This window comes from Pseudomonas sp. NFACC37-1 (genome assembly GCF_900101575.1).
GTDB lineage: Bacteria > Pseudomonadota > Gammaproteobacteria > Pseudomonadales > Pseudomonadaceae > Aquipseudomonas > Aquipseudomonas fluorescens_AA.
Map to the genome: position 1 here is coordinate 171958 of NZ_FMUZ01000002.1, position 20832 is coordinate 192789.

Annotated in this window: 6 protein-coding genes; 1 reads left to right on the forward strand and 5 read right to left on the reverse strand. The window is 64.3% G+C overall.

Going from position 1 to position 20832, the window contains the following annotated elements:
• Positions 1 to 221 precede the first annotated feature (221 nt).
• Together BLP82_RS03135 and BLP82_RS03140 are read right to left on the reverse strand one after the other, a co-directional pair.
• Positions 222 to 2084 (reverse strand): ATP-binding protein, encoded by a 1863-nt coding sequence (locus BLP82_RS03135; protein WP_092165281.1) that lies wholly within the window; start codon positions 2082 to 2084, stop codon positions 222 to 224.
• A 248-nt stretch (positions 2085 to 2332) separates the two neighbouring features.
• Complete coding sequence (locus BLP82_RS03140) at positions 2333 to 4036, reverse strand: ABC transporter ATP-binding protein/permease (protein WP_092165283.1); 1704 nt, start codon at positions 4034 to 4036, stop codon at positions 2333 to 2335.
• A gap of 199 nt (positions 4037 to 4235) precedes the next feature.
• Here BLP82_RS03140 and fhuF point away from each other — a divergent pair, with 199 nt between their 5' ends.
• Entirely contained in the window at positions 4236 to 4925 is a 690-nt protein-coding gene (gene fhuF, locus BLP82_RS03145) for a siderophore-iron reductase FhuF (RefSeq protein ID WP_092165285.1), read from the forward strand.
• 191 nt (positions 4926 to 5116) lie between these two features.
• On the opposite strand, the gene BLP82_RS03150 is transcribed toward fhuF, so the two are convergent.
• Genes BLP82_RS03150 through BLP82_RS03160 form a run of 3 tightly spaced genes read right to left on the reverse strand, consistent with a single transcriptional unit; the run spans position 5117 to position 20817 of the window.
• Positions 5117 to 6763: a cyclic peptide export ABC transporter gene (locus BLP82_RS03150; protein ID WP_092165287.1), complete on the reverse strand. Its 1647-nt coding sequence runs from the start codon at positions 6761 to 6763 to the stop codon at positions 5117 to 5119.
• Positions 6764 to 10615 carry a non-ribosomal peptide synthetase gene (locus BLP82_RS03155; protein WP_092165289.1) on the reverse strand — a complete coding sequence of 1284 codons (3852 nt, stop codon included), beginning with the start codon at positions 10613 to 10615 and terminating at the stop codon, positions 6764 to 6766.
• Complete coding sequence (locus BLP82_RS03160) at positions 10612 to 20817, reverse strand: non-ribosomal peptide synthetase (RefSeq protein ID WP_092165291.1); 10206 nt, start codon at positions 20815 to 20817, stop codon at positions 10612 to 10614. Before BLP82_RS03160 ends, BLP82_RS03155 begins: the two co-directional genes overlap by 4 nt.
• Positions 20818 to 20832: the final 15 nt, after the last annotated feature.

Below are 20832 nucleotides of genomic sequence, written 5' to 3' on the forward strand. Positions count from 1 at the left end.
CTCGGTTGCATTAGAAACTGGACCAATAAGTCAGGGGCGTCAACTGCACTTGTTCATCGACACTCCATGCAAAGCCACGGTCGGCGTGCGATTGGCTACCAGAGCCAAGGTATCGGGCTTTTTCACCATGGGTTCAAGGTAACCTCGTTGCGTGGATCGCCATTCGTCTGTTCCTTGTAACGTTGGCTGAAGCTGCGCGTTATCACGCACCGAAGCGTAGCCTAGATCGCCAGTTTGAGCGTAAAGGTCGCGCCTGTTCCCGGGCCATCGCTATGGGCCTCCAGCGAGCCGCCCATCTCCATGGCCGCCAGGACGCAGCTATGCAGGCCAAAACCATGACCATCCTTGCGTGTGGTAAAGCCATGGGCAAAGATCCGCGTCAGGTTCTCGGGCGCTATGCCTTCGCCGTTGTCGATGACCTTGATCACCAGGGTGTCTTCTTGGGGGATTTCGCTCTGAAGGATGATTTGAGGGGGCAGCTCCGGCCGGTCATCCATCGCCCTGCTGGCGTTTTTTATCAGGTTGATCAGGATCAGCAGCACCCGGTGCTTGTCCAGTTGCAGCAAGGGTGTTTCGGCCAGGTCTCGCACCACGGTGATCCGACGCGCCGCGATGGTGCTGGCGTTCATGCGTACGGCATCCTCGATCAGTTCCTTGATCTGCACGGTTTCGGCAAGGCTGGAGGTGCCTGCGTAAGATTGCTGGGCGGCGACGATTTCCTTGATGTGATCAACGCTTTTGCTCAGTTGGCCGAGTTCTTCGGTCATGCTCTGTTGCTCCACCGCAAGTGCGTCCACCAGTTGGTTCAGGTAGCCGGGCAGCAGCTTGCCTTTCTCGTCGTGGGTGATGAAGTCGCCGAGGTCATCGGCGTGCTCGTTCATCATTTGCACCGCCTTACCGAGCCCCAGGGCCTTGCCGGCGCGCAGCTTGCGGGTGACCAGGTCTGCGGAAACATTCACGCTGTTGAGCACGTTGCCCACGTTGTGCAGGACGTTGGTGGCGATTTCGGCCATGCTGGCCTGGCGAGCGGCGGCGGCCAGTTGAGCATGGGCTTCGGCGGCGCGCAAACGGCTCTGCGCCAGTTGCCGGCTCATCCGGGCGAGCACACCCACCAGCAGCACCAGCAGCAGGCTGCCGCCCACCGCGAGCCAGAGGTAGGTACGCGCTTGCTGGTTCACCGCGGCCAGTTGTTCCTCCTCGGACAACCCGACAATCACCGCCAGCGGGAAGTCATGGAGCGGGCGGGCACTGGTGTAGCGCCGCACCCCGTCCCAACCATTGACCGAGAGCACCGCCTCGGTGTTTTCCGTGTTCGCCACCTCCGCCGTGTAATTGGCCGTATCGCCGGCCATTACCGTTTCTCCGGTGCGCCGCACGCGGAAGAGGCCGTCAGTGCCCAGCAACCCGAGCGTACCCTGTTCGCCGAGTTTCGAGGCGTCGTAGCTGCTGACGAAATAGGCGGCATCGACCTCGACCCTGGCGATCCCGGAAAGCGTGCCATCCGCGGCGTCGAGTCGCCGGCTGAAGCGCAAGCGCCATTCTCCCGTGACCGGACTTTTCCACGGCTGACTGATGGACAATGAGTCGCTGTGCCGCAGTGTTTGCTGCTCATTCGGGTTGGCGATATTTTCCCGGTCGTTGATCCGCGTACTCGCCACGAGCCTGCCGTCCGGGTTGACCACGCTGACGTCGAACAGCAAGGCCGGCGGCAACAAGGCCCGCTCCTGGAGCTGGCGCAGGGGATTGGGCTCGCCCTCGGTCTCATAGGTGTATTTGACCAGCTTGAGGGTTTGATCGATTTCATGGATAGCGCGCAGCATTTGCGCTTCGTAGGTGGCGCTCATTTCCAGGCTGGCCGTCGCGGCGCTTTGCTGCGCGCGAAGATGTTCGACCTTGATCAGGTAGAGGGTAGCGCTCCAGATGGCCAGCAACAGCAGAACGGCCAGCAGCGGGAACAGGATGTAGGCTTCCTTGGCCTGGTCGAAGGCGCGCCGAAGCACGCCGGCCTCGGTATCGTCATCGGCCTCGGCGCAATGGGCGGTGCCAGGGGCCAACCTCAGTGTCTCAGGCCGCTCGATCGGCATGGTGTGCTCCCTGCATTGTTCGACCGACGGCTGGTGGGCGTCGACGCGGTGCGGCTCGAGGGGTGTAGCTCCTGATGGCCCGAGCGAAAGATCCTGGGATCTGTCAGGAACTATAGACCACAAACTCTGCATGCCAATGCGGGAATGGCGCCTGGATTGACTGGAATACTGAGGACTTTGTGGTGAGGGGATTTGGTGGGAGCAAGGCTCCCTTCGCCACAGGTTGTTCAGTGTTTGCCCTATCGGGATCACACCGCTTGCTTGATCTTGCGATGCACCCATTGCGCCTCGTCCTTGAGTTCAAGGATTTGCCAATGGAAGTGCTCCAGGGCGGCACTGTGGCCGACGCTGATCAGGATCGTGTCCGGCAGCGTCTGCTTGAGCAGTTGATAGCAACGCGCTTCGTTTGCCGCATCCAGCGCCGAGCTGCTTTCGTCGAGGAACAGCACCGTGGGCCGGGCCAGCAGGGCCCTGACGAAGGCACAGCGTTGTTGTTCGCCGATGCTCAGGGTCTGTGACCAGTCGCGCTCCTGCTCCAACTGATCGCTCAGGTGTTGCAGGCCGACCTGCTCCATGACCTGGCGCAGCGTGGCATCCTCTTCGCGACGGGGTGGGTGGGGGTACCAGAGCGCTTCGCGCAGGCTGCCCAACGGCAGGTAGGGTTTTTGCGACAGGGTCAGGGCGCGCTCACGGTCATAGCCGCTCGAGCCGCGCGCGTGGGGCCACAGCCCGGTAATCGTGCGGATCAGCGTCGATTTGCCGTAGCCGGACGGCGCGCTGATCATCAGGCTGTCACCGGGCTTGAGTGACAGGTTGAAGCCTTTGAACAACGGCCGGCCGTTTGGCAGCCAGATGTCCAGGTCCTTGATATCGAGGCCGCTGGCCTGTTGTTGGTGCCTGACCTGGGACTTGACCTCGATGTTATCCAGGCGCTCCTGGAAGCCAACCAAGCGGTCGATCACCGATTTCCATTCCGACAGTTCCGGGAACACGCTCACCAGGTAGGCGATGGCCGCGTGCACTTCGCCGAAGGCCGCGCTTATCTGCGTCAGGCGGCCAAGGGGAAAGGCGCCGGCAAAGAACTGTGGCGCCATGATGAACATCGGTATGACCGTCGCGCTGCGCAAATAGAAGGTCGAGTAGCCCATGATCAGCTTCTGTTTTTTCACCAGCGCCCAGAAGTTGTCCAGCGCCGCCTCCAGGCGGTGGTTGAAGCGTTCGTTCTCCACGACTTCGCCGCGGTATTGCGCCACCGAGTCCGCGTTCTCCCTCAGGCGGATGAGCGAGAAACGAAAGTCCGCTTCACGCCGCTGTTGCATGAAGTTGAGGCTGGGCAGCGCACGTCCGAGCCAGAATGCAAGGCCGGTGCCCAGGAGCGCATACACCAGGGCGACCCACACCAGCAGCCCGGGAATGACGATCGATTGGTCGTTGAACGGCACGCTGACGAGGCTGGAGGCTTGCCAGAGGATATGCAGGAAGGAAAACAGCGACACCACCGACGTCAACAGGCCCAGGCTCAACTTGAGCGACTTGACGATAAACAGGTCGATGTCCTCGGCGATCCGCTGGTCGGGGTTGTCGACCTCGGTCTCGGTCAGCTTCAGCTTCTGGTAGCGCTGGCTGCCCAGCCATTGATCGAGCATGTTGCGGGTCGCCCAGCGCCGCCAGCGGATGGTCAGCTTCTGCTGGAAATGGAACGCGCCAACGGTAAAGGCGGCCATGCCGATCTGCAGCAGGATGAACTGCAGGCTACCGATCAGGAAACCGTGGTAATCCAAGGCCTGCAAGGCGTTATAGAAGTGCAGGTTCCAGAAATTGGTGAGGATGTTGACACCGACCAGGCACAGGGTCATCAGTACGGTAGCCAACAGCAGCAACAGGGCCGGGTACTTTTCCTCGGAAGCCCAGAAGGGCCGCGCGAGGCGCCAGAAATTGCGGATTGTGTGCATGGGATCTTGGTGAGCCTGGTCGCTAACGACGTTGAGTTTGCAGGGGAGGGAGGATAGGATCAGCCAATGCTAATCGTTTGCATTAATTAGGGAAAGCCACGGGAGCCCCGTTATCGAATTTCCAGAATGGCTTAACCAGGCCTGGCCGCCCATACAGCGGGTCGTCCGGCAGGAACCTGGCGACCAGCCTTCCATCACGTTGAGCCAGCTTGCCGACCCTGCCGCGTTGCAACCCTTGCTGACCCGATTTGCCCTGCGTTACCCGGAGGTGAACCGCGCCGCCGTGGTTTCGCAGTGGTCGATGAACTACATGAGCATTGTCTTGCCGGCCACCCTGGCCTGTGTGCTCACGCGTGGCTGCGCGATCGAGTTCTGGGGCGAGGGCGCGTTGTTGTTGCACGACGACGGCCAACCGGCGGCGCTGGGCCTGGCTGCCGGGCTGTCGTCCTTGAGCGCGGAGGATCGGGCGGTGTATTGGTCGCGGTTGGTCCACGAGCACCTGGCGCCACTGTTCGGCACGTTGGCCGTCGCCGGTGGCTTGGCCCCGAAAATACTGTGGGGCAACTTTGTCGCCATCTGGGACGGCGCCTTCGCCAGGATGGACCCGGACCTGTCCAGGGACGGCTTCGCCGAGGCGCACCAGTGGCTGGAACCGGTTACGGTGAACAACGGCCGCCTGAAGCTGCGAGGCCTGCAACGGATGGTCGAATCACCGGCGCCGCAGATATGCCCCACTTTGCCCTTGCGTCGGCATTGTTGCCTGCACTACCAACTGCACGAACCGGTCGAAGGCCAACCGCCAGTGCTGTGCGAATCCTGCCCCAAACTGCACCGCCTGCCGGTGGCGGAACAGGTGAGCTACCTGCATTACATCTATGAAGAGGGTTGAGCGCAGCTTACATTGCTGTGCCTTGCATGAACCCTTGCTCCCGCTTGGCTGCGCTGTAGGAGCTGCCGAAGGTTGCGATCTTTTGCTTTTGATCTTTCGCTTGAGACTCAACCGGTTTTGGAAAGATCGCAGCCTCGCTTCGCTCGGCAGCTCCTACAGTCCAGCGGGAGCAAGCTCCCTTGCCACATTCCTCAAGACAGCATTTGCGCCTGGGATGAGGCGTTGGCCTGGGGAGCTACTTCGCTGACTTTGCCATGTTCGACGTGGATCAACCGATCGGCCAGGCCGAAGTAGGCGTCGTCGTGGGAGATGACGATCAGCAATTTGCCGCGCTCGCGCAGGTCCGGCAGGATCCGGGTGTAGAAAAAGTGTTTGAACACCGGGTCCTGGTCGGCCGCCCATTCGTCGAACAGGTAGCAGGGGCGGTCATCCAGATAGGCACTGAGCAATGCCAGGCGCTTGCGTTGCCCGGTGGACAGCGCCAGCGTCGTCAGCTTGCCTCCTTCGATCTGCACCTTATGGTCCAGTTGCAGGTGCACCAGGTAGTCCTGCGCCTGTTTCACCAAGTCCGGATCGTCGCCATCGAACAGGTTTTCGAACAGGCAGAAGTCGGTGAAGATCGCCGAGAAGTGCTGTCGATAATGGAGGTTGTCGTTGCTCGAGGACACCTGCTCATCGAGCATGATGTCGCCACTTTCCGGTCGGTACAGCCCGGTCAGCAGCAAAGCCAGGGTGGTCTTGCCGCTGCCGTTGCCGCCGGTGATGAATACCACTTCGCCGGCATTGAGGGTCAGGTCGATGGGCCCCAGGGTGAAATGGCCGTCTTCGCGTTCGCGGTAATAGGTGTGGGCGACCTGTCGGCACACCAGGCGGCGAACCTGGGTCGGGGCGATGGTATCGAAGGTCTCGTCGGATGCTTCCATCTCGCCTTCCAGGGCTCGGATCTTATTCAGCGCCACGCTGGCGCGGCCCAGGGTCGGCAAGGCGTTCATCAGCTCCGACAGCGGCGTGATCATGTAGAGGATCGTCAGGATGTAGCCAGTGACGAGGCTCACGCCCAGGTCGATGAAATGCGGTGCGGCGAACAGCACCACGCCGATCAGCATGTAGAACACCGCGTTGCCCCAGTTCAATACCAAGGCGTAGATGCTCATGCCGCGTACGAAGTTGCGACGGTATTGCTGGCTGACCGGAATCAGCAAACGGGTGAAGAAGTGTTGCCGCCGTGGATGGTTGAGCTGCAGTTCCTTGCTGCCATCGGTGAGCAGGCGGTACTGGTCGAACAACTGATCCTTGAGCTCCCGGGCCCGGGAGATCGAAGTCAACGCCCGACGTTGCGGCCAGTGAAAACTGAAGCTGCCCGCGATGATCAGCAGCAGTGTCAGGCCGAGCAGCGGCAGGCTGAGCCAACCCAGGTAGCCCAGGCACGCGGCGATGATCCCGGCGTTGACCAGCAGGATCGGCACCAGCTCCACCGCCTGGCTGATGGTTTGCGTATCGTCGGTCAGCATGGCCAGCAGGCGATGCTTGCCCAGGCGCTGCAATTTCGCGTAGGGGGTATCGATCAGCTTGGCGCTCAGGTGCAGGCGCATGTCGTTGACCGCGGCCTGGCCCAGGCGCAGCAGGCTGATGTCGGAGATCACCCGTGACACCATGACCAGCAGCACCAGCCCGGCGAAAAGCAACCCGTCCACCGGGCGTAGCTTATCGAACACCTCCAGGCTGTGGTTGATGTTGGCGATCAGCCCGGCTGCCGCGAGGCCGCAGGTCAGGCCCGTCAGGGTCGCCACCAGCAGTGCGCGCCATGAACGTTTAGCCATGAGTAACAACAGATCCATTCAAACCGCTCCGTTTGTAGCAATGGCCTCGAGCCGCGCCGCCAGTTGCTGGTGCAGGGCCGGTTGCTCGAGGATAGTGAGATGCTGCGCCGGGATGACCTCACGGGTCAACGGTCCGGTGCTCAGGCGTTCCCAGTGCGGGTCGGCGAACTCAGCCTGTTCCAGGGTATCGTCGGCCCACCAGACATGCACCGGGCAACTGAGCGGCACAGGCTTGAAGGTCGCCAGCAGATGCTGCGTATGCTGCTGGTAGCGCAGCCGCGTTTGCAGGTGCTCCCAACTGTCACCATCGAGCTGCAGGCCCTGCTGGCGCGCCCACTGGGCCAGTTCCGGCAGGCGTGCTGCCGGGGGCAGGGCGTCCAGTTGTTCCAGCAGTACCGCCAGGGTCGCCTGTGGCAACTGGCGCAACACGGTCTGGCTGTCCGACGTCAGCGACAGGGCAGCCGACTCCAGCAGCGCTTCGACGGTGTCTTCCTGGGCGTGATGCTGGTACTGGGAATCGATGATACCGAGAAACGCTACCTGTTCGCCCTGGCTCTCCAGGTGCGCGGCAGCGGCAATCGCGAGCAGCCCGCCGAGGGAGAAACCCAGCAGGTGATAAGGACCGTGCGCTTGCTGCTGGCGCAGATGCTCGACATAGACCGCCGCCAGGCTCTCGATGTCACCGCCCAGTGTCGTGCTGTCGTCAGCCAGGTAGGCCGCCTGGAGTCCCCACAGTTGCCAGGCCGGTAGCGATGCCAGCAGGGGACGGTAGTCCTGCACATGGCCTGTGGAGGGGTGGAAGCAGAACAGCTTGCCGGCCTCCACAGGCGCTGCGTTTGGCGGCGACAGCCTGACCAGTGGCGAGAGCTTGAGTTCGGCCTGCACCAACGCCGCGAACGCCGCGACGCTGGGGGCGTTGAACACCGCATTGACCGTCACCGGCGCCGACAGCGCGGTCTGCAAACGGCTGGCGAGGGTCACCGCCGCCAGGGAATGGCCGCCCAGCTCGAAGAAATCGTCGTCGATACCCACCCGCTCCAAGCCCAGCACTTGCGCCCAGACCTCGGCAAGCAAAGCTTCCAGCGGGGTGCGCGGCAAGGCACTGCCAACGGTGTCGAGGACTTTGTCGGCCCATTGTTGCAGGGTCTTGCGATCCAGCTTGCCATTGCCCATCAACGGCAAGGCTTCGACGATCCGCAGGGTGGGCAGCATGTAGTCCGGCAAGCAATCCTGGGCCTGGCCATGCAGCCTGGCGACCGTGGTCGAATGCCCGGGCGCCAGGGTCATGAAGGCGAACAGTTGCTGGCCGAGCTCGCCCCGGGGAATGCATTCCACCGCGGCCTGGGCGACGCCGGGAAGGCGGGTCAATTGCGCCTGGATCTCATCGAGTTCCACGCGGAAACCGCGGATCTTCACCTGGCGATCGGCTCGTCCGGTGATTTCCAGGCTACCGTCGTGGAGGTAGCGGGCCATGTCGCCAGTGCGGTAGAGGCGTTCGCCAGGCGATTGCCCCCATTCGATGAAACGGCCGGCGTTCTGTTGCGCGTCCAGGTAACCCCGGGCCAGTTGCGGGCCGGCGATATACAGCTCGGCGCTCTGCCCGGGAGCGGCCAGCGCTTGCTGTTCGTCGAGCAGGTACAGGCGCATGCCATCGAGGCGGTCGCTGAGGGGCAGGCGGCGATAATCCATGGCCGGATCGGCTTTGTGCATCACCACCCCGACCGTGGTTTCGGTCGGGCCGTAATGATTGAAGACCGTCAGCGCAGGCGCGAGGCTGCGAATGTTTTGCAGCAGGCGCCGCGAGCAGCTTTCGCCACCGAGGATCAGTTGCTTGCGAGGCAATACGGCCGCGCTCTGGGCATGAATCAGCCAGGCGTCCAGCAGGGACGGCACGATCTTCAGGTGGTCGATGGGGTATTCAGCCTGCCAGGCCGCCCAGGCCTGGGCGTCCATTGCCGTTTCCTTGTCCAGCAGGTGCAACTCACCGCCACTGAGCAGCGTCGGGAACAGCAAGGTGTAGCCCAGGTCGGCCGCCAGTGAAGTGACCACCGCACTGCGCTCGCCAACCCCCAGCGCCAGGCGCCGGGATACGCTGGCGACATAACTGGCGAGCTGGGCGTGTTCGACAATGACGCCTTTGGGCGTGCCGGTGCTGCCGGAGGTGAACAGCACGTAGGCCGCGTCCTGCCCTTGGCACTCGACGGTGGTTGCCGTGGCAGGTGCGTGCTGCCAGGTCGCTTCATCACGCAGGTCGAGGCTACCGATGCCGGGCAACGCGGGGGCGCTGCCGGCCGAACCGCTCAGGACGAAGACTGGCTGCGCCTGTTGCAGGATGGCCAGGGAGCGTTGTGCCGGCTGATGCACGTCCAGGGGGACGAACGCCGCGCCGCTCTTGAGCACGGCGAGCATCGCCATGACCATTTGCGCCGAGCGATCCAGGTACAACGCCACGCGATCTTCGCGGCCCACGCCCTGGGCACGCAGGTAATGCGCCAGTTGGTTACTGCGGGCCTGCAACTGGGCATAGCTCAGGTGCCCGTGGTGGTCGCGCAGGGCCAAATGATCGGGGAACTGCGCGGCGCATTCAGCGAAACGCGCCGGTACGCTGGCAAACGGCGGGGCGGCGACGTCGTCCTGCCGGGCGGCCAGCGTCGCGCTGAAGCTCGGTGCCTGCAACGACAGCTCGGCCAGGGGCTTGCCCGGGTTGGCGAGGGCATCGGACAGCAGCGACTGGAACTGCTCCAGAAGCGTCAGGGCTGCTTGTTCGCTGTAGCGCCTCGGCAGATGGTGCAAGTTCAGCCGATAGCCTAGACCGCTGGTTTCGTGGCGGACCGTTTCGGCAACCAGCAGCAACTCCATGCCTGCCGGGATGGCTTGCGCGTCCGATACAGTGAGCGTCGATGCGAGACTGCCCAAGGTATCGAGTCGATCGGGCAGGTGTGCGCCCCACTGGAAACCGTAGTGCAAGGTTTCGGCCGGCAGTGCGGTGCTGACGCCGCAGTATTCCTGCCATTCGATGGCTTGCTCGCACAGCGTCTGCAGGGTTTCCAGCGCCTGGACAAATGAACTGTTCGCAGCCGGTTGCCAGCGCAAGGGCAGGGGCTTGGCGAACAACCCCCAGCAGTCTTCGAGTTCCTCGTAGTCGTCGCGGCAATCGTGTACCCAGTTCAAGGTCAGTGCCGGACTGTCACCGGTACTGAGGCGTTGCAGCAACAGCCCCCAGGCGCTCATCAGCACCTGCTCGGGCGAGGCACCGTGACGCTGGCAAAAGTGGTCCAGGGCGTTGCTCAATTGCGGGTTGGCGAGCAGGCGGGTGGTCGCCGGGGCGTCGTGGCGATCGTTGCGCACCTGGCGGTAGAGCAGCTCGCTCCCGGCCGGTTCGTCCAGGGCCTGGCTGGCCCAGAAGCGCCGACCGGGGACGGCGTCTTCATCGGCCTGCAATTCATGGAGCCAGGCACTGTACTGGGTGTAGGTCATGGCCTCGTCATCGAGGCATGGCGCGTCCGTCGATCCCAATGCCTGGGCCAGGCGCAGCAAGGTGCCGCGATCCGCGCTCAGGGCCGGCAGTTGCAGTGTCACCCGGTGCCGAGCGTCACCCATCGATTGCACCTCGACACTGATCCCGTCGACTGCGGTGGCGGTGGGCTCGACCACTTGCAGCGGCATCAGCAGGCCCGGCTCGGGCCGCACGCTCAGGCGCAAGGCCTCGTGACAAGCGCTCAGCGCGGCCAGCCGCTGCTGCAGGCGTTCCAGCGCCAACGCGCCGGTGATCTCCAACTCCAGGCGCACGGGCGGCAAGCCCGCCAGCCATTGGCTGCGCTGTTGCGGCGAGAGGGCGAAGGCTTCTTCACGTTTCTCAAAGGCGGTCATGCCTGCACCTCCGAAGCCGGCAGCGGCTGTGCTTCGGGCAACTGCCCCGTGAGTTCTTCGCGGCGCATCATCTGGCCCATGGCGACGCAGATCTTGCGCTCGCCCTCGAAGGGATCCCGGGCGTGAGCCACCAACATATTGTCCAACATGACCATGTCACCCTTTTGCCAGGTAAAACGTACCGCGCAATGTTCGTACGCTTCGCCGATCACTTGCATCACCGCGTCTTCGATCACGCTGCCGTCGCCGTAGTACACGTTGCGGGGCAGGTGCCCGAGGCCGAACAGGTTGATCAGGTTGTTGCGCACTTCCGGCTCCAGGCAGGCAGTGTGGTGCAGTTGCACCTGGTTGAAGAACGACAGTTCCCCGGTCTCGGGGTGTTCGACGATGGCCGGGCAGTGCTGGGCGATCCGCAGGTTGTCGGTGCCCAGCCATTCCCAGCGCATGCCCGAGGCCAGGCACTGGCGCTCGACTTCCTCGCGCTGTTCGGTCTTGAAGAAGTCCTGCCAGCGCACATCCAGCTTGTCGGTGAAGTGCCGCACGTAAAGCAGCCCCAGGGCCTTGAAGCGAGCGACGATGTCCTGGGGCAAGCGCGCCAATACCTGCCGGCAATCGACGATGGGCGTACAGCCGCCACGTGGCGCCGGTGTTTCGCAGTAGAACCACTGTTTGCGTGGCCACTGCGGCAGATGGGAGCTCTCGTTGTGAAAGAGGATCATGTGCTGTTCCGGGTACGGCGTGGAGTGGTAGATATTCTTGCCGGACTTGTTTTTCGGCAGGTCGCCGTAGGTCCCGTAGAGGTCGGGCTCGATGGCCTGGGCGAACTGCTCGAAGGCCGCGGCATCCGGCAGGTTGAAACCTCGGAACAGCAGGCCGCCGTGGGTCAGCAACTGTGCATTGATCCATTCCCGGGCTTGCAGCGCCCAGTGCACCGGGTCCAGGTCGCCGAGCAACGGCTCGATCACCAACGGCAAGGCTTGCCCGGCGTCGAGGGTACGGGTACGGACCTGCTCGTGGGCCACTTGGCTGACGGCGGTGGCGCGGGTCTGCTTGAGCTTGCTCAGTTTCGACTGCTTGCGTGCGCTGCGGGCCGTGGCCTCGTCGAGCGACGAATCAGGTTGGGACGCGGCGCCAGCGTGGCGGCCCTCAAGGCGCCACGACCACTGCTCCAATGCCTGGGCGGGGGCCGAGACGATCTGCTCCAGCAGGTGCCCGAAGCCCTGTTCGAGACGTTGGATGGTTTGCTCCTGCAACACGCTGGTGCGGTACACCCAGCGCACGTTCAGGCCTTGGTCTTCGTCCTCTTCGACAAATACGGCGAGGTCGAACTTGCTGCTCTGCTGGGGGGCGACCAAGTGTTCCACTTCAAGGCCCGGCACGCTGGCATTGCCGCTGGGCGTGTTCTGCATGACGAACAACACCTGGACCAACGGGTTGACCCCTGGTGTACGCGGCGGCTGCAACTCCTCCACCAGTTTGTCGAACGGTACTTGCTGGTGTTGGAACGCCGACAGGCAATCCTCGCGCAAGCGTTGCAGGCGGGCGTCAAAGGTTTCGCCCTCGCTCAGGCGGGCACGGATCGGCAGCACGTTGACGAAGAACCCGATGAGATGTTCCAGGGCTGGATGTTCGCGGTTGGCCAGGTCGGTGCCGACGATGAAATCGTTGGCCCCGGTGGCCCGCTGCAACAGGCTGTTGAAGGCATTGAGCAAGACCATGAACAGTGTCGCCCGTTGCGCTTGCGCATAGGCCTTCAACACCTGGGCCTGGGCCGACGTGAAGCGTTGCTCGAGGGCCGCGCCCTGGTAGTCGGGGCGTGCCGGGCGTGGCTGGTCAAGGGGCAACGGGATCAACGTTGGCGCGCCGTCGAGCTGGCGGCGCCAGTAATCGATGGCCCGTGCCAGCAGGCGCTGTTGCGCTTCGCTGCGTTGCCAGTAGGCATAGTCGGCGAACTGGATCGGCAACACCGGCAACACGGGGGTCGAACCATTGAGGCGAGCCTGGTACCCGACGATCAGTTCCTGCATCAGGATGCCCATGGACCAGGCGTCAGTGGCGATGTGATGCAGCACCAGTTGCAGCACATGATCCTCGCTTCCCAAGCGCAGCAGGTTGGCGCGCAGCATCGGCGCCTGTTGCAAGTCGAACGGGCGCGCGGCCTGTTCATCGATCAGGCGCTGCAGGCTTTGCGCCTGCTCTGCGCTGTCCAGGTCACTCAGCTCGGTTGGCGTCAAATCGACCAGCGGCGCCGGGTTGATGACCTGGCAAGGTTGGTCGCCATGGAGGTGGAAGGCGGTGCGCAAGGACTCATGGCGTTCGAACACCGCTTGCAAGGCTCCTTGCAGCGCCGCGATGTCCAGCGCGCCACGCAGCCTGACGGTGGTGGTCATGTTGTAGGCGGCACTAGGGCCTTCGAAGCGATCCAGGAACCACAACCGTTGCTGGCTGTAGGACAGCGGCAGCGGCTGGTTGCGCGGCGCCAGGGCCATCTCGGTGTCACTGTCGGCCTCGGTCTGGGCGTTGCGTTGCTGATCGACCGCTTGGGCCAACTGCTCAAGGGTGCCGCGCTCGAACAGGGTGCGCAGCGGCAGGTTCACGTTCAACCGGCGGCGAATTCGCGACAAGACTTGGGTGGCCAGCAGCGAGTGACCGCCGATGGCGAAGAAGTCATCGTGCACACTGACGTTGTCCAGGCCGAGTATTTCCTTCCAGAGTTCGGCCAGGACATGTTCGGTCGGCGTGCGCGGCGCCATGGAGTGCGCCTGTACCGCCTCGTCCTGGGGCACACCCAAGGCGGCGAGGGCACGACGGTCGACCTTGCCATTGGCGTTCAGCGGCAATTGTCCAAGGGCCAGCCAACGGGCTGGGACCATGTAGCTTGCCAGTTGCTGGCCCAGGTATGCGCTCAATACCTGTTGCGCGGGTTCGCCGCCCAGGTCGGCCGCTTCATCGAGCACATACCAGGCCACCAGTTGCAAGGCGCCGCGGGTGTCGGGCAGCGCCAGCACCGCCGCGCTGTCCACCGCCGGGTGTTGCATCAGGCGGTTTTCGATCTCGCCCAGCTCGATGCGGTGGCCACGGATCTTCACTTGCTGGTCGCGACGGCCGAGGTATTCGATCACGCCATCCTCACGCATCCGGCCGATATCACCGCTGCGATACAGGCGCGCATCGGCTTGGAACGGGTGCGGGACAAACGCCTCGCGGGTTCGTTGCGGGTCGCGCAGGTAGCCGCGACCCACGCCGACACCACCGATGCACAATTCACCGGGTACACCCACAGGGACCAGGCGCAGCGCCGAGTCGAGGACGAAAATCTGGTTGTTGGCGGTCGGTTTGCCGATGGGCATGTGCAAGCAGTCGTCGGCCGGTGCTTCGGTGATGGGGTAGAAGGCCACGTCGTCCGAGCATTCGGCAGGACCGTAGGCGTTCATCAATGGGATCGCCGGGAAGCGTGCGAACCAGTCCCGCGCCAGGACCGGCGGCAATGCCTCGCCGGTGGGCAACAGCCAGCGCAGGCTTGCCAGGGTGTGATGGGCCTGGCTTTCCTGGAGCATGCCACGAATCAGCGCCGGAACGGTTTCCAGCAGCGTCAGTTGCTGCTCCTGGACGGCGTCGAGCAGGGCCACGGGATCGTGGGCCTGGGCATCGGGAAGAATGTGCACGGTGGCGCCGAACAGCGGTGCGGCGAGGAACTGCCATACGCTGATATCGAACGCCGCCGAAGCTGTCTGGGCAATCCGGTCGTGCTCACCCAGGCCCAGGCTCGGGACCTTGCCGAACATGTTGTTGAGCATCCCGCGTTGTTCCACCATCACGCCTTTTGGCGTGCCGGTGGAACCCGAGGTGAAGATCACGTAGGCCAGTTGATCCGGCTGGTGCACATAGGTGACCGGCGGTTGCTCACGACCTTGCCAGAGCGCCTGGGCGACCAGGCAGGTAGGCTGCTTGTGCATCTGCGGCAGGACGTTGTCCAGTGTCGAGGTCGCGTGCTCGCACACCAGCAACAGCGGCGCCTCACCCAGGTCCAGCAGTTCCGCCAGGCGTGCGTGGGGCTGTTGGATGTCCAAGGCCTGGAACGCGGCGCCGACCTTGAGCGTGGCGATCATCATCGTCAGCAACGCCAGGCCACGCTCGGCGAACAGCGCCACCAGGGTTTCCGGGCCGGCACCGGCTGCTTGCAGCGCCTGGGCGATGGCATTGGCGCGGCGGTCCAGTTCGGCATAGGTCAGCGATTGGTCCTGGCATACGGCGGCCAGGTGTTGCGCACGGCTGCGCACTTGCTCGGCGAACAGCGCCGCATAACCGCGTTCCAGCGGGAACTCGACGTCGCTGCGGTTGCAGTCGATCTGCAGGTGCCGGCGTTCCGCCTCGGGCAGCATGTGCAAGCTGCCCAAGGGCGCCTGCGGTGTCTCCAGCATGGCCGAAAGCAGTTGCACCAGATGCCCGAGCATGCGCTGTACGGTGTCCGTGCTGAAACGCATGCTGTCGTAGGACAGGCGAATGCCCAGGCGGTCGCCAGGGTACAGCACCACCGTCATCGGGAAGTTGGTGTGCACCCGGTCTTCGTAGATATCGATGCTGAAGGCGTCCAGTTGCACGCTGCTGATGTCCAGCGGGGCGTTTTCGAACACCACCAGGCTGTCGAACAACTGCTGGCCGCGCGGCACTTGGCTGCAACGTTGGATGTCCACCAGCGACGCGCTTTCGTGTTCGCGCAATTGTGCGTTGTGGGACAGCAGTGCCTGCAACCAGTCGGCCACGGGGGCCTCCGGGTCGACATCGATGCGCAGCGGCAGGCTGTTGATGAACAGCCCGACCATTTCTTCTACACCGGCGAGGTCGGTCGGGCGGCCGGCGACAGTCACGCCGAACAACACGTCGCGGTTGCCGCTGTAGCGTGACAGCAACAGTGCCCAGGCACCTTGGATCCAGGTGTTGGGCGTCAGTTGGTATTGCTGGCAGAGCTGTTGCAAGCGTTGGGTCTGGGCAATGCTCAGGGTCTGGTCGAAGTCGCCGACCTGTTCCGGTGCCTGCTCCGGACGGGCCACCGGGCCGTCCACCTGCAGCGGCGTCGGCTCGCTGAAGCCGGCCATCTGTGCCTGCCAGAAGGCGTGGGCGGCAGCCATGTCATGGCGTTCCAGCCAACTCATGTAGCCACGGAACGAGCGCAGACGCGGACGGGCCACCGGCTCCTGGCGCACCAGGGCCTGGTAGATCGCCAGCAGGTCTTCCATCAACAGGCCGAAGCACCAGGCATCGGTCAGGATGTGGTGGAAACTGCGCACCACGGCGAAGCGGCGCTCATCGAGCTGGAACACCCGCAGGTGGGTCAGCGGTGCGCAGGCCATGTCGAAACCTTGCAGGCGCTGTGCTTCGAGGGCCTGGTCCATCGCCTCGCGCTGCTGCTCTTCGTCGAGATGGCGCAGGTCCTGCCAGTCGAACGCCTGGTGGGTCTGGCGGTACACGCATTGCAGCGGCTCATGGTCGTCCTGCCACCAGAAGGCGGTCCGCATCATTGGATGGCGCTCGAGGAACAGCTGCCACGCGGCTTCCATTGCCGGGCGCTGCAATACCCCGTCCCAGCTGTAGCGTTGTTGCATCAGGTAGATGCCGCTGTGGGGTTGCAACAGGGTGTGCAGAAGCATGCCCTGTTGCATCGACGACAGCGGGTAGACATCTTCGATGTTCAGCCAGTCCAGCGGTTCGGCCGCCAGGGTTGCCGCTTGCTTGTGGCACAGCGGGAACGCCTGGCTGGCAGGGCGCAGGTCGGCCGCGGTGGCCAGTGCGGCGAGTTCGCTCAAGCGTTGGACAAGGCGCGGCGCCCAGTCGGCGGCGAGGGTGCCTTGGCTGCGCAGGTGCAGGCGGTCATCCTGCCACCAGGCGTCTACGTTCAGCGGCCCGGTCGAAGCCGGCGATGGGGTTGGCGCTTCAACCTGAGCCAGGATGCCGCGCTCTTCGCGGTGGCTGTCGAGGTTGCCCAGCCAGCGAATGACGACCGATGGCGCTGGTAGCTCGCGCAGCGGTTCTTGCAGGTAGGTATTGTCCGACAAGTAGCGCAGGGCGCCATAGTCGACGCCGTGTTGCGGGTAGGCGCGCATCTGCGCCACCAGTGCCTGCAAGCGTTGCAGCAGGCTCTCGCCTTCGGGCTGGAGGAAGTACGGCACGGCCAGTGCCAAGGGGCCCATGATGCGGGCCGGGTCGAGGTCGGCCACGGCAATCGGCGCAGCGACCGGCAAGCGCTCGGCGCTCGGACGGGCATCGTGCACGCTCAGCGCGACCAGGCCATTGCCGCACCGTTCACGGCACTGTTCGGCCACGGCAGCGGCCAACAGGTTGTTCCAGTCCAGTTGCAGCACCTCGCCCAGGCGCTTGAGTTCGCCGGAGGTGGCGGCCGGCAGGGTGTGTTCGACCACGCTGGCCGGTTGCTGGCTGTCAGGCAGTTGCAGCGGTTCCACACCTGCGTATTGCAGCCAATGTTCCCAGGCGTCATCCAGGGCATCACCCTGGGCATGGGCCTGCTGGTGCCGCGTCCACTGGGTGAAGTCGCCACCGGCGAAGGACAGCCGCACCGGCCGCTGATAGCGCAGCTGTGCCAAGGCCAGGTTGAGATCAGCCAGTAGCAGCGACCAGGAGGCTTCGTCCAGGCACAGCGGATGAGCGGCCAGCAGCAGGGATTGCGTGCCGTCCACCTCCAGCAGGCTGGCATGCAGGGTTTGGCCTGCGCCCAACTCCAGCGCATCGACACCGGCCTGGGCCAGGGCTTGCAGTTGCGCCAGGGCGCAGGTCTCCAATTGCTCGGTGGTGATGACCGGAGCCTTGGCCACGACCAGTAGCCGTTGCTGCCACTCGCCCTCCGGCAGCGCCTTGAGCGCCAGACGCAGGGCCTGGTGGTGTTGCTGCAACGCGGCGATGGCCTGGGCCAGCAGCTCGCTATCGATGGCCTGGGTCAACGCCACGCAGCGCCAGGTGGCGTGCAATGGCCCTTGTTCCAGGCGTGCCAATTGCCCGGCAGCCAGCGGCAGGTCATAGCCATCGGCAACGGCTTGCGCCTCGCCATGGCTGGCATCGGCGCCCAGTACCCGGGCGATATCGGCGATGGTGCGGTTCTCGAAGAGCTGGCGGGGCGTGAGTTTCAGCCCTTGCTGGTTGGCGCGGGCGATGATCTGCAAGTTGATGATCGAGTCGCCGCCCAGGGCGAAGAAGTTGTCATGCACGCCGACACGTTCAAGCTTGAGGACGTCTTGCCAGATGGCGGCCAGCTGTGTTTCGACTTCATTGCGCGGGGCAACGTGAGTGGCGCTGTCGTCCGTGGGTTTTTGCGGGAGCGGCAAGCGCTGGACATCGACCTTGCCGTTACGGGTGAGGGGCAGTTCGTCGAGGGGCATGAAGTGCGCCGGCACCATGTAGTCCGGCACCCGCGCACTCAGGTCGTTACGCAGTTTCGTCGCGGACAGTGACTGGCTGGCGACCAGGTAGGCCACCAGGCGCAGGCTGCCGTCCAGCTCCACGGCGCGGACCAGCGCCTGTTCGATCAGCGGCGACAGGCGCTTGATCTGCGCTTCGACTTCGCCCAGCTCCAGGCGGTTGCCACGGATCTTGACCTGGCTGTCGACCCGGCCGAGGAACGCCAATTGTCCGTCCACTTGCCAGCGCACGCGGTCGCCAGTGCGATACCAGCGTTGCTGGTCCGCGTCGAGATGGAAGCGTTCGGCGGTCAGGTCCGGGCGGTGCAGGTAACCTCGGGCCAAGGCGCCGTTGATCAGCAGCTCACCGGACACCCCGGTGGGCACCAGCCGACCCTTGGCATCCACCACTTGCAGTTGACGGTTCGGCAGTGGCCGGCCGAGGGCAATGCTGCGCAGGCCCGCGGGCAGCTCGGTGGCGATTGCGCCGACTGTCGCTTCGCTCGGCCCATAGTGGTTGAACACCCTGAGGCCAGGTGCCAGGCGGTTAACCTGCTCCAGCAGCGCCGGGCTGAGAGCATCGCCACCGAAGACCAGCAGGGCGCGAGGCAACAAGCGTGCATCGGGCAGCGCCTGCAACAGGCCGGACAGATGGCTTGGGGTGATCTTCAGCACATCCACCGGGTGTTGGTCGAAGAGTTCGGCCAGTGCCAGGGGGCTGAAACCGCTGTCTTCATCCACCAGCAACAGGCTGGCGCCGCTGCACAGAGCGCCGAACAGTTGGGTGTGGCCCAGGTCGGCGGCGATGCTGGACAACAAGCCGTAGCGGGCGGCCGGCGGCGGGTTGAGTACCGCGTGCACTGCCGTCAGGTAATCGACGATGGACTGGTGCTCGACCACCACACCCTTAGGGGTGCCGGTGGAGCCTGAGGTGTAGATCACGTAGGCGGCGTCAGTCGGGTTATGGGCCACGGCAGGTGGCGTGTCTGGCTGGGCGGCGATGGCGTCGGCCTGTTCCGCCAGCCACAGCGTTGGCGTGTGCTCGGCCAGGCCTTTGAGCAGGGGCGAGGCGCTGGCGCCGATCAGCAGTGCGGCGCGGCTGTCCACCAGCACGTCGGCCAGGCGCCCGGCGGGCTGCTTGAGGTCCAGCGGCAGATAGGCCGCGCCAGCCTTGAGGGTGGCGAGCAGGGCGATCACGAACCCGGCGCTGCGTTCCAGGGCCAGTGCCACGACGCTGTCGTGACCGATGCCTTGGGCGCGCAAGTACTGGCTGAGTCGGTTGGCTTGCTGGTCCAGTTCACGGTAGGTCAGGGCGACCTGGCGGTCGCGGACCGCCAGGTGATCCGGGTGGGCGGCCACTTGTTGTTCGAAGCACTGATGCAGGCACGCCTGGGGTACCGGCAGTTGTACGCCGCTTCCCTGCACGAGCAATTGCTGGCGTTCTTCAGGACTCAGCCACTCAAGCTCGCTGACCCGGCACTGCGCTTGCGCCGTCATCGCCAACAGGATGGCGCGCAATTGTGCCGACAACACCGCGACCTCGGCGTCGCTGAAGCGACTGCGGTCGTAGCTGATCAGGTAGTGCAGTTGTTTGTCCGGCACCACGATCAGCGACAACGGGAAGTGGTTGCGGCCTTGGGTGAGGGTGATGCCGTCGGCCTGCTGGTCGCTGCTCGGGGCACTGAAGCTCAGGCCGCCGGTGTCCTGGTTGAGCGCGTCGGTGACCGGGAAATTCTCGAACACCAGGATCGAGTCGAACAGCGCCTGCTCGGCGGCGATGCGGGTCATGGACTTGAGCTTGCCCAGGGGCAGGTAGGCGTGGTGGCGCAGATCGCTGTTGGCTTGCTGCAACTGCTGCAGCCAGTCCACCAGGGCCGGGCCTTCAGACCACTGCACGCGCAACGGCAAGGTGTTGATGAACAGCCCGACGGTGCTGTCCACGGCGGCCAGGTTCTCTGGACGACCGGCAACGGTGACGCCATAGACTACGTCGTCACGCCCGGCATGCTGGCCCAGCAGCAATGCCCAGGCGCCCTGGATCAGGGTGTTGATGGTCAAGTCGTTCTGGCGGGCGAAGTGTGCCAGATGCTCGGTTTCGCTGGCCGTCAGCAGGCTTTCCCGTTCGGCGAACGGTGCCCCCGCGGGTGCAGGCTGCCGCACGGCGAAGGTGGGCAGCGGTGTCGGCTCGCTCACGTCCTGCAACTGTTCGCGCCAGAAGCCTTCGGTGGCGACCATGTCCTGTTCCGCCAGCCAGGCGATGTAGTCCCGGTAAGGGCGGGTCGGCGGCAGGTCGGCGGGGCGGCCGTGGGCCTGTTCGTAGTACAGCGACAGCCACTCCTGGACGGCGATGCCGACGCTCCAGCCGTCCATGAGTATGTGGTGGAAGGTCCAGATCAGGTGCCAGCGCTCGGGCGCCAGGCGCACCAGGCACACACGCATCAGCGGCGAGTCGTTCAGCTCCAGGGGCTGGGCGCGCTGTTCCAGCGCCAACTGTCCGAGCGCGGCCTGCGGCTCGGGGCGGTCTTGCCAGTCCAGTTCCGTCAGGGGCAGTGGCACGTCCTGTTGCACCACCTGATAGGCATCGTCCAGTTCTTCCCAGAGAAAAGCACTGCGCAGCACGGCGTGGCGCCGCATCAACGCCTGCCAGGCACCGCGAAATGCGCTCAGTTGCAGCGGGCCGTTCATGTCCAGGCTCAGTTGCTGGTAATACACCCGCGAATCCGGTTCATAGACGCTGTGGAACAACAGGCCGTGCTGGGTCGGCGAAAGGGAGTAGATGTCTTCGATGTTGTTCATGCTTGCTTGGTCCAT

Excerpts from the sequence above, each read along its gene's own strand:
- BLP82_RS03135 (WP_092165281.1), bottom strand. The coding sequence starts at position 2,084 with ATGCCGATCGAGCGGCCTGAGACACTGAGGTTGGCCCCTGGCACCGCC.
- BLP82_RS03140 (WP_092165283.1), bottom strand. The coding sequence starts at position 4,036 with ATGCACACAATCCGCAATTTCTGGCGCCTCGCGCGGCCCTTCTGGGCT.
- BLP82_RS03150 (WP_092165287.1), bottom strand. The coding sequence starts at position 6,763 with ATGGATCTGTTGTTACTCATGGCTAAACGTTCATGGCGCGCACTGCTG.
- BLP82_RS03155 (WP_092165289.1), bottom strand. The coding sequence starts at position 10,615 with ATGACCGCCTTTGAGAAACGTGAAGAAGCCTTCGCCCTCTCGCCGCAA.
- BLP82_RS03160 (WP_092165291.1), bottom strand. The coding sequence starts at position 20,817 with ATGAACAACATCGAAGACATCTACTCCCTTTCGCCGACCCAGCACGGC.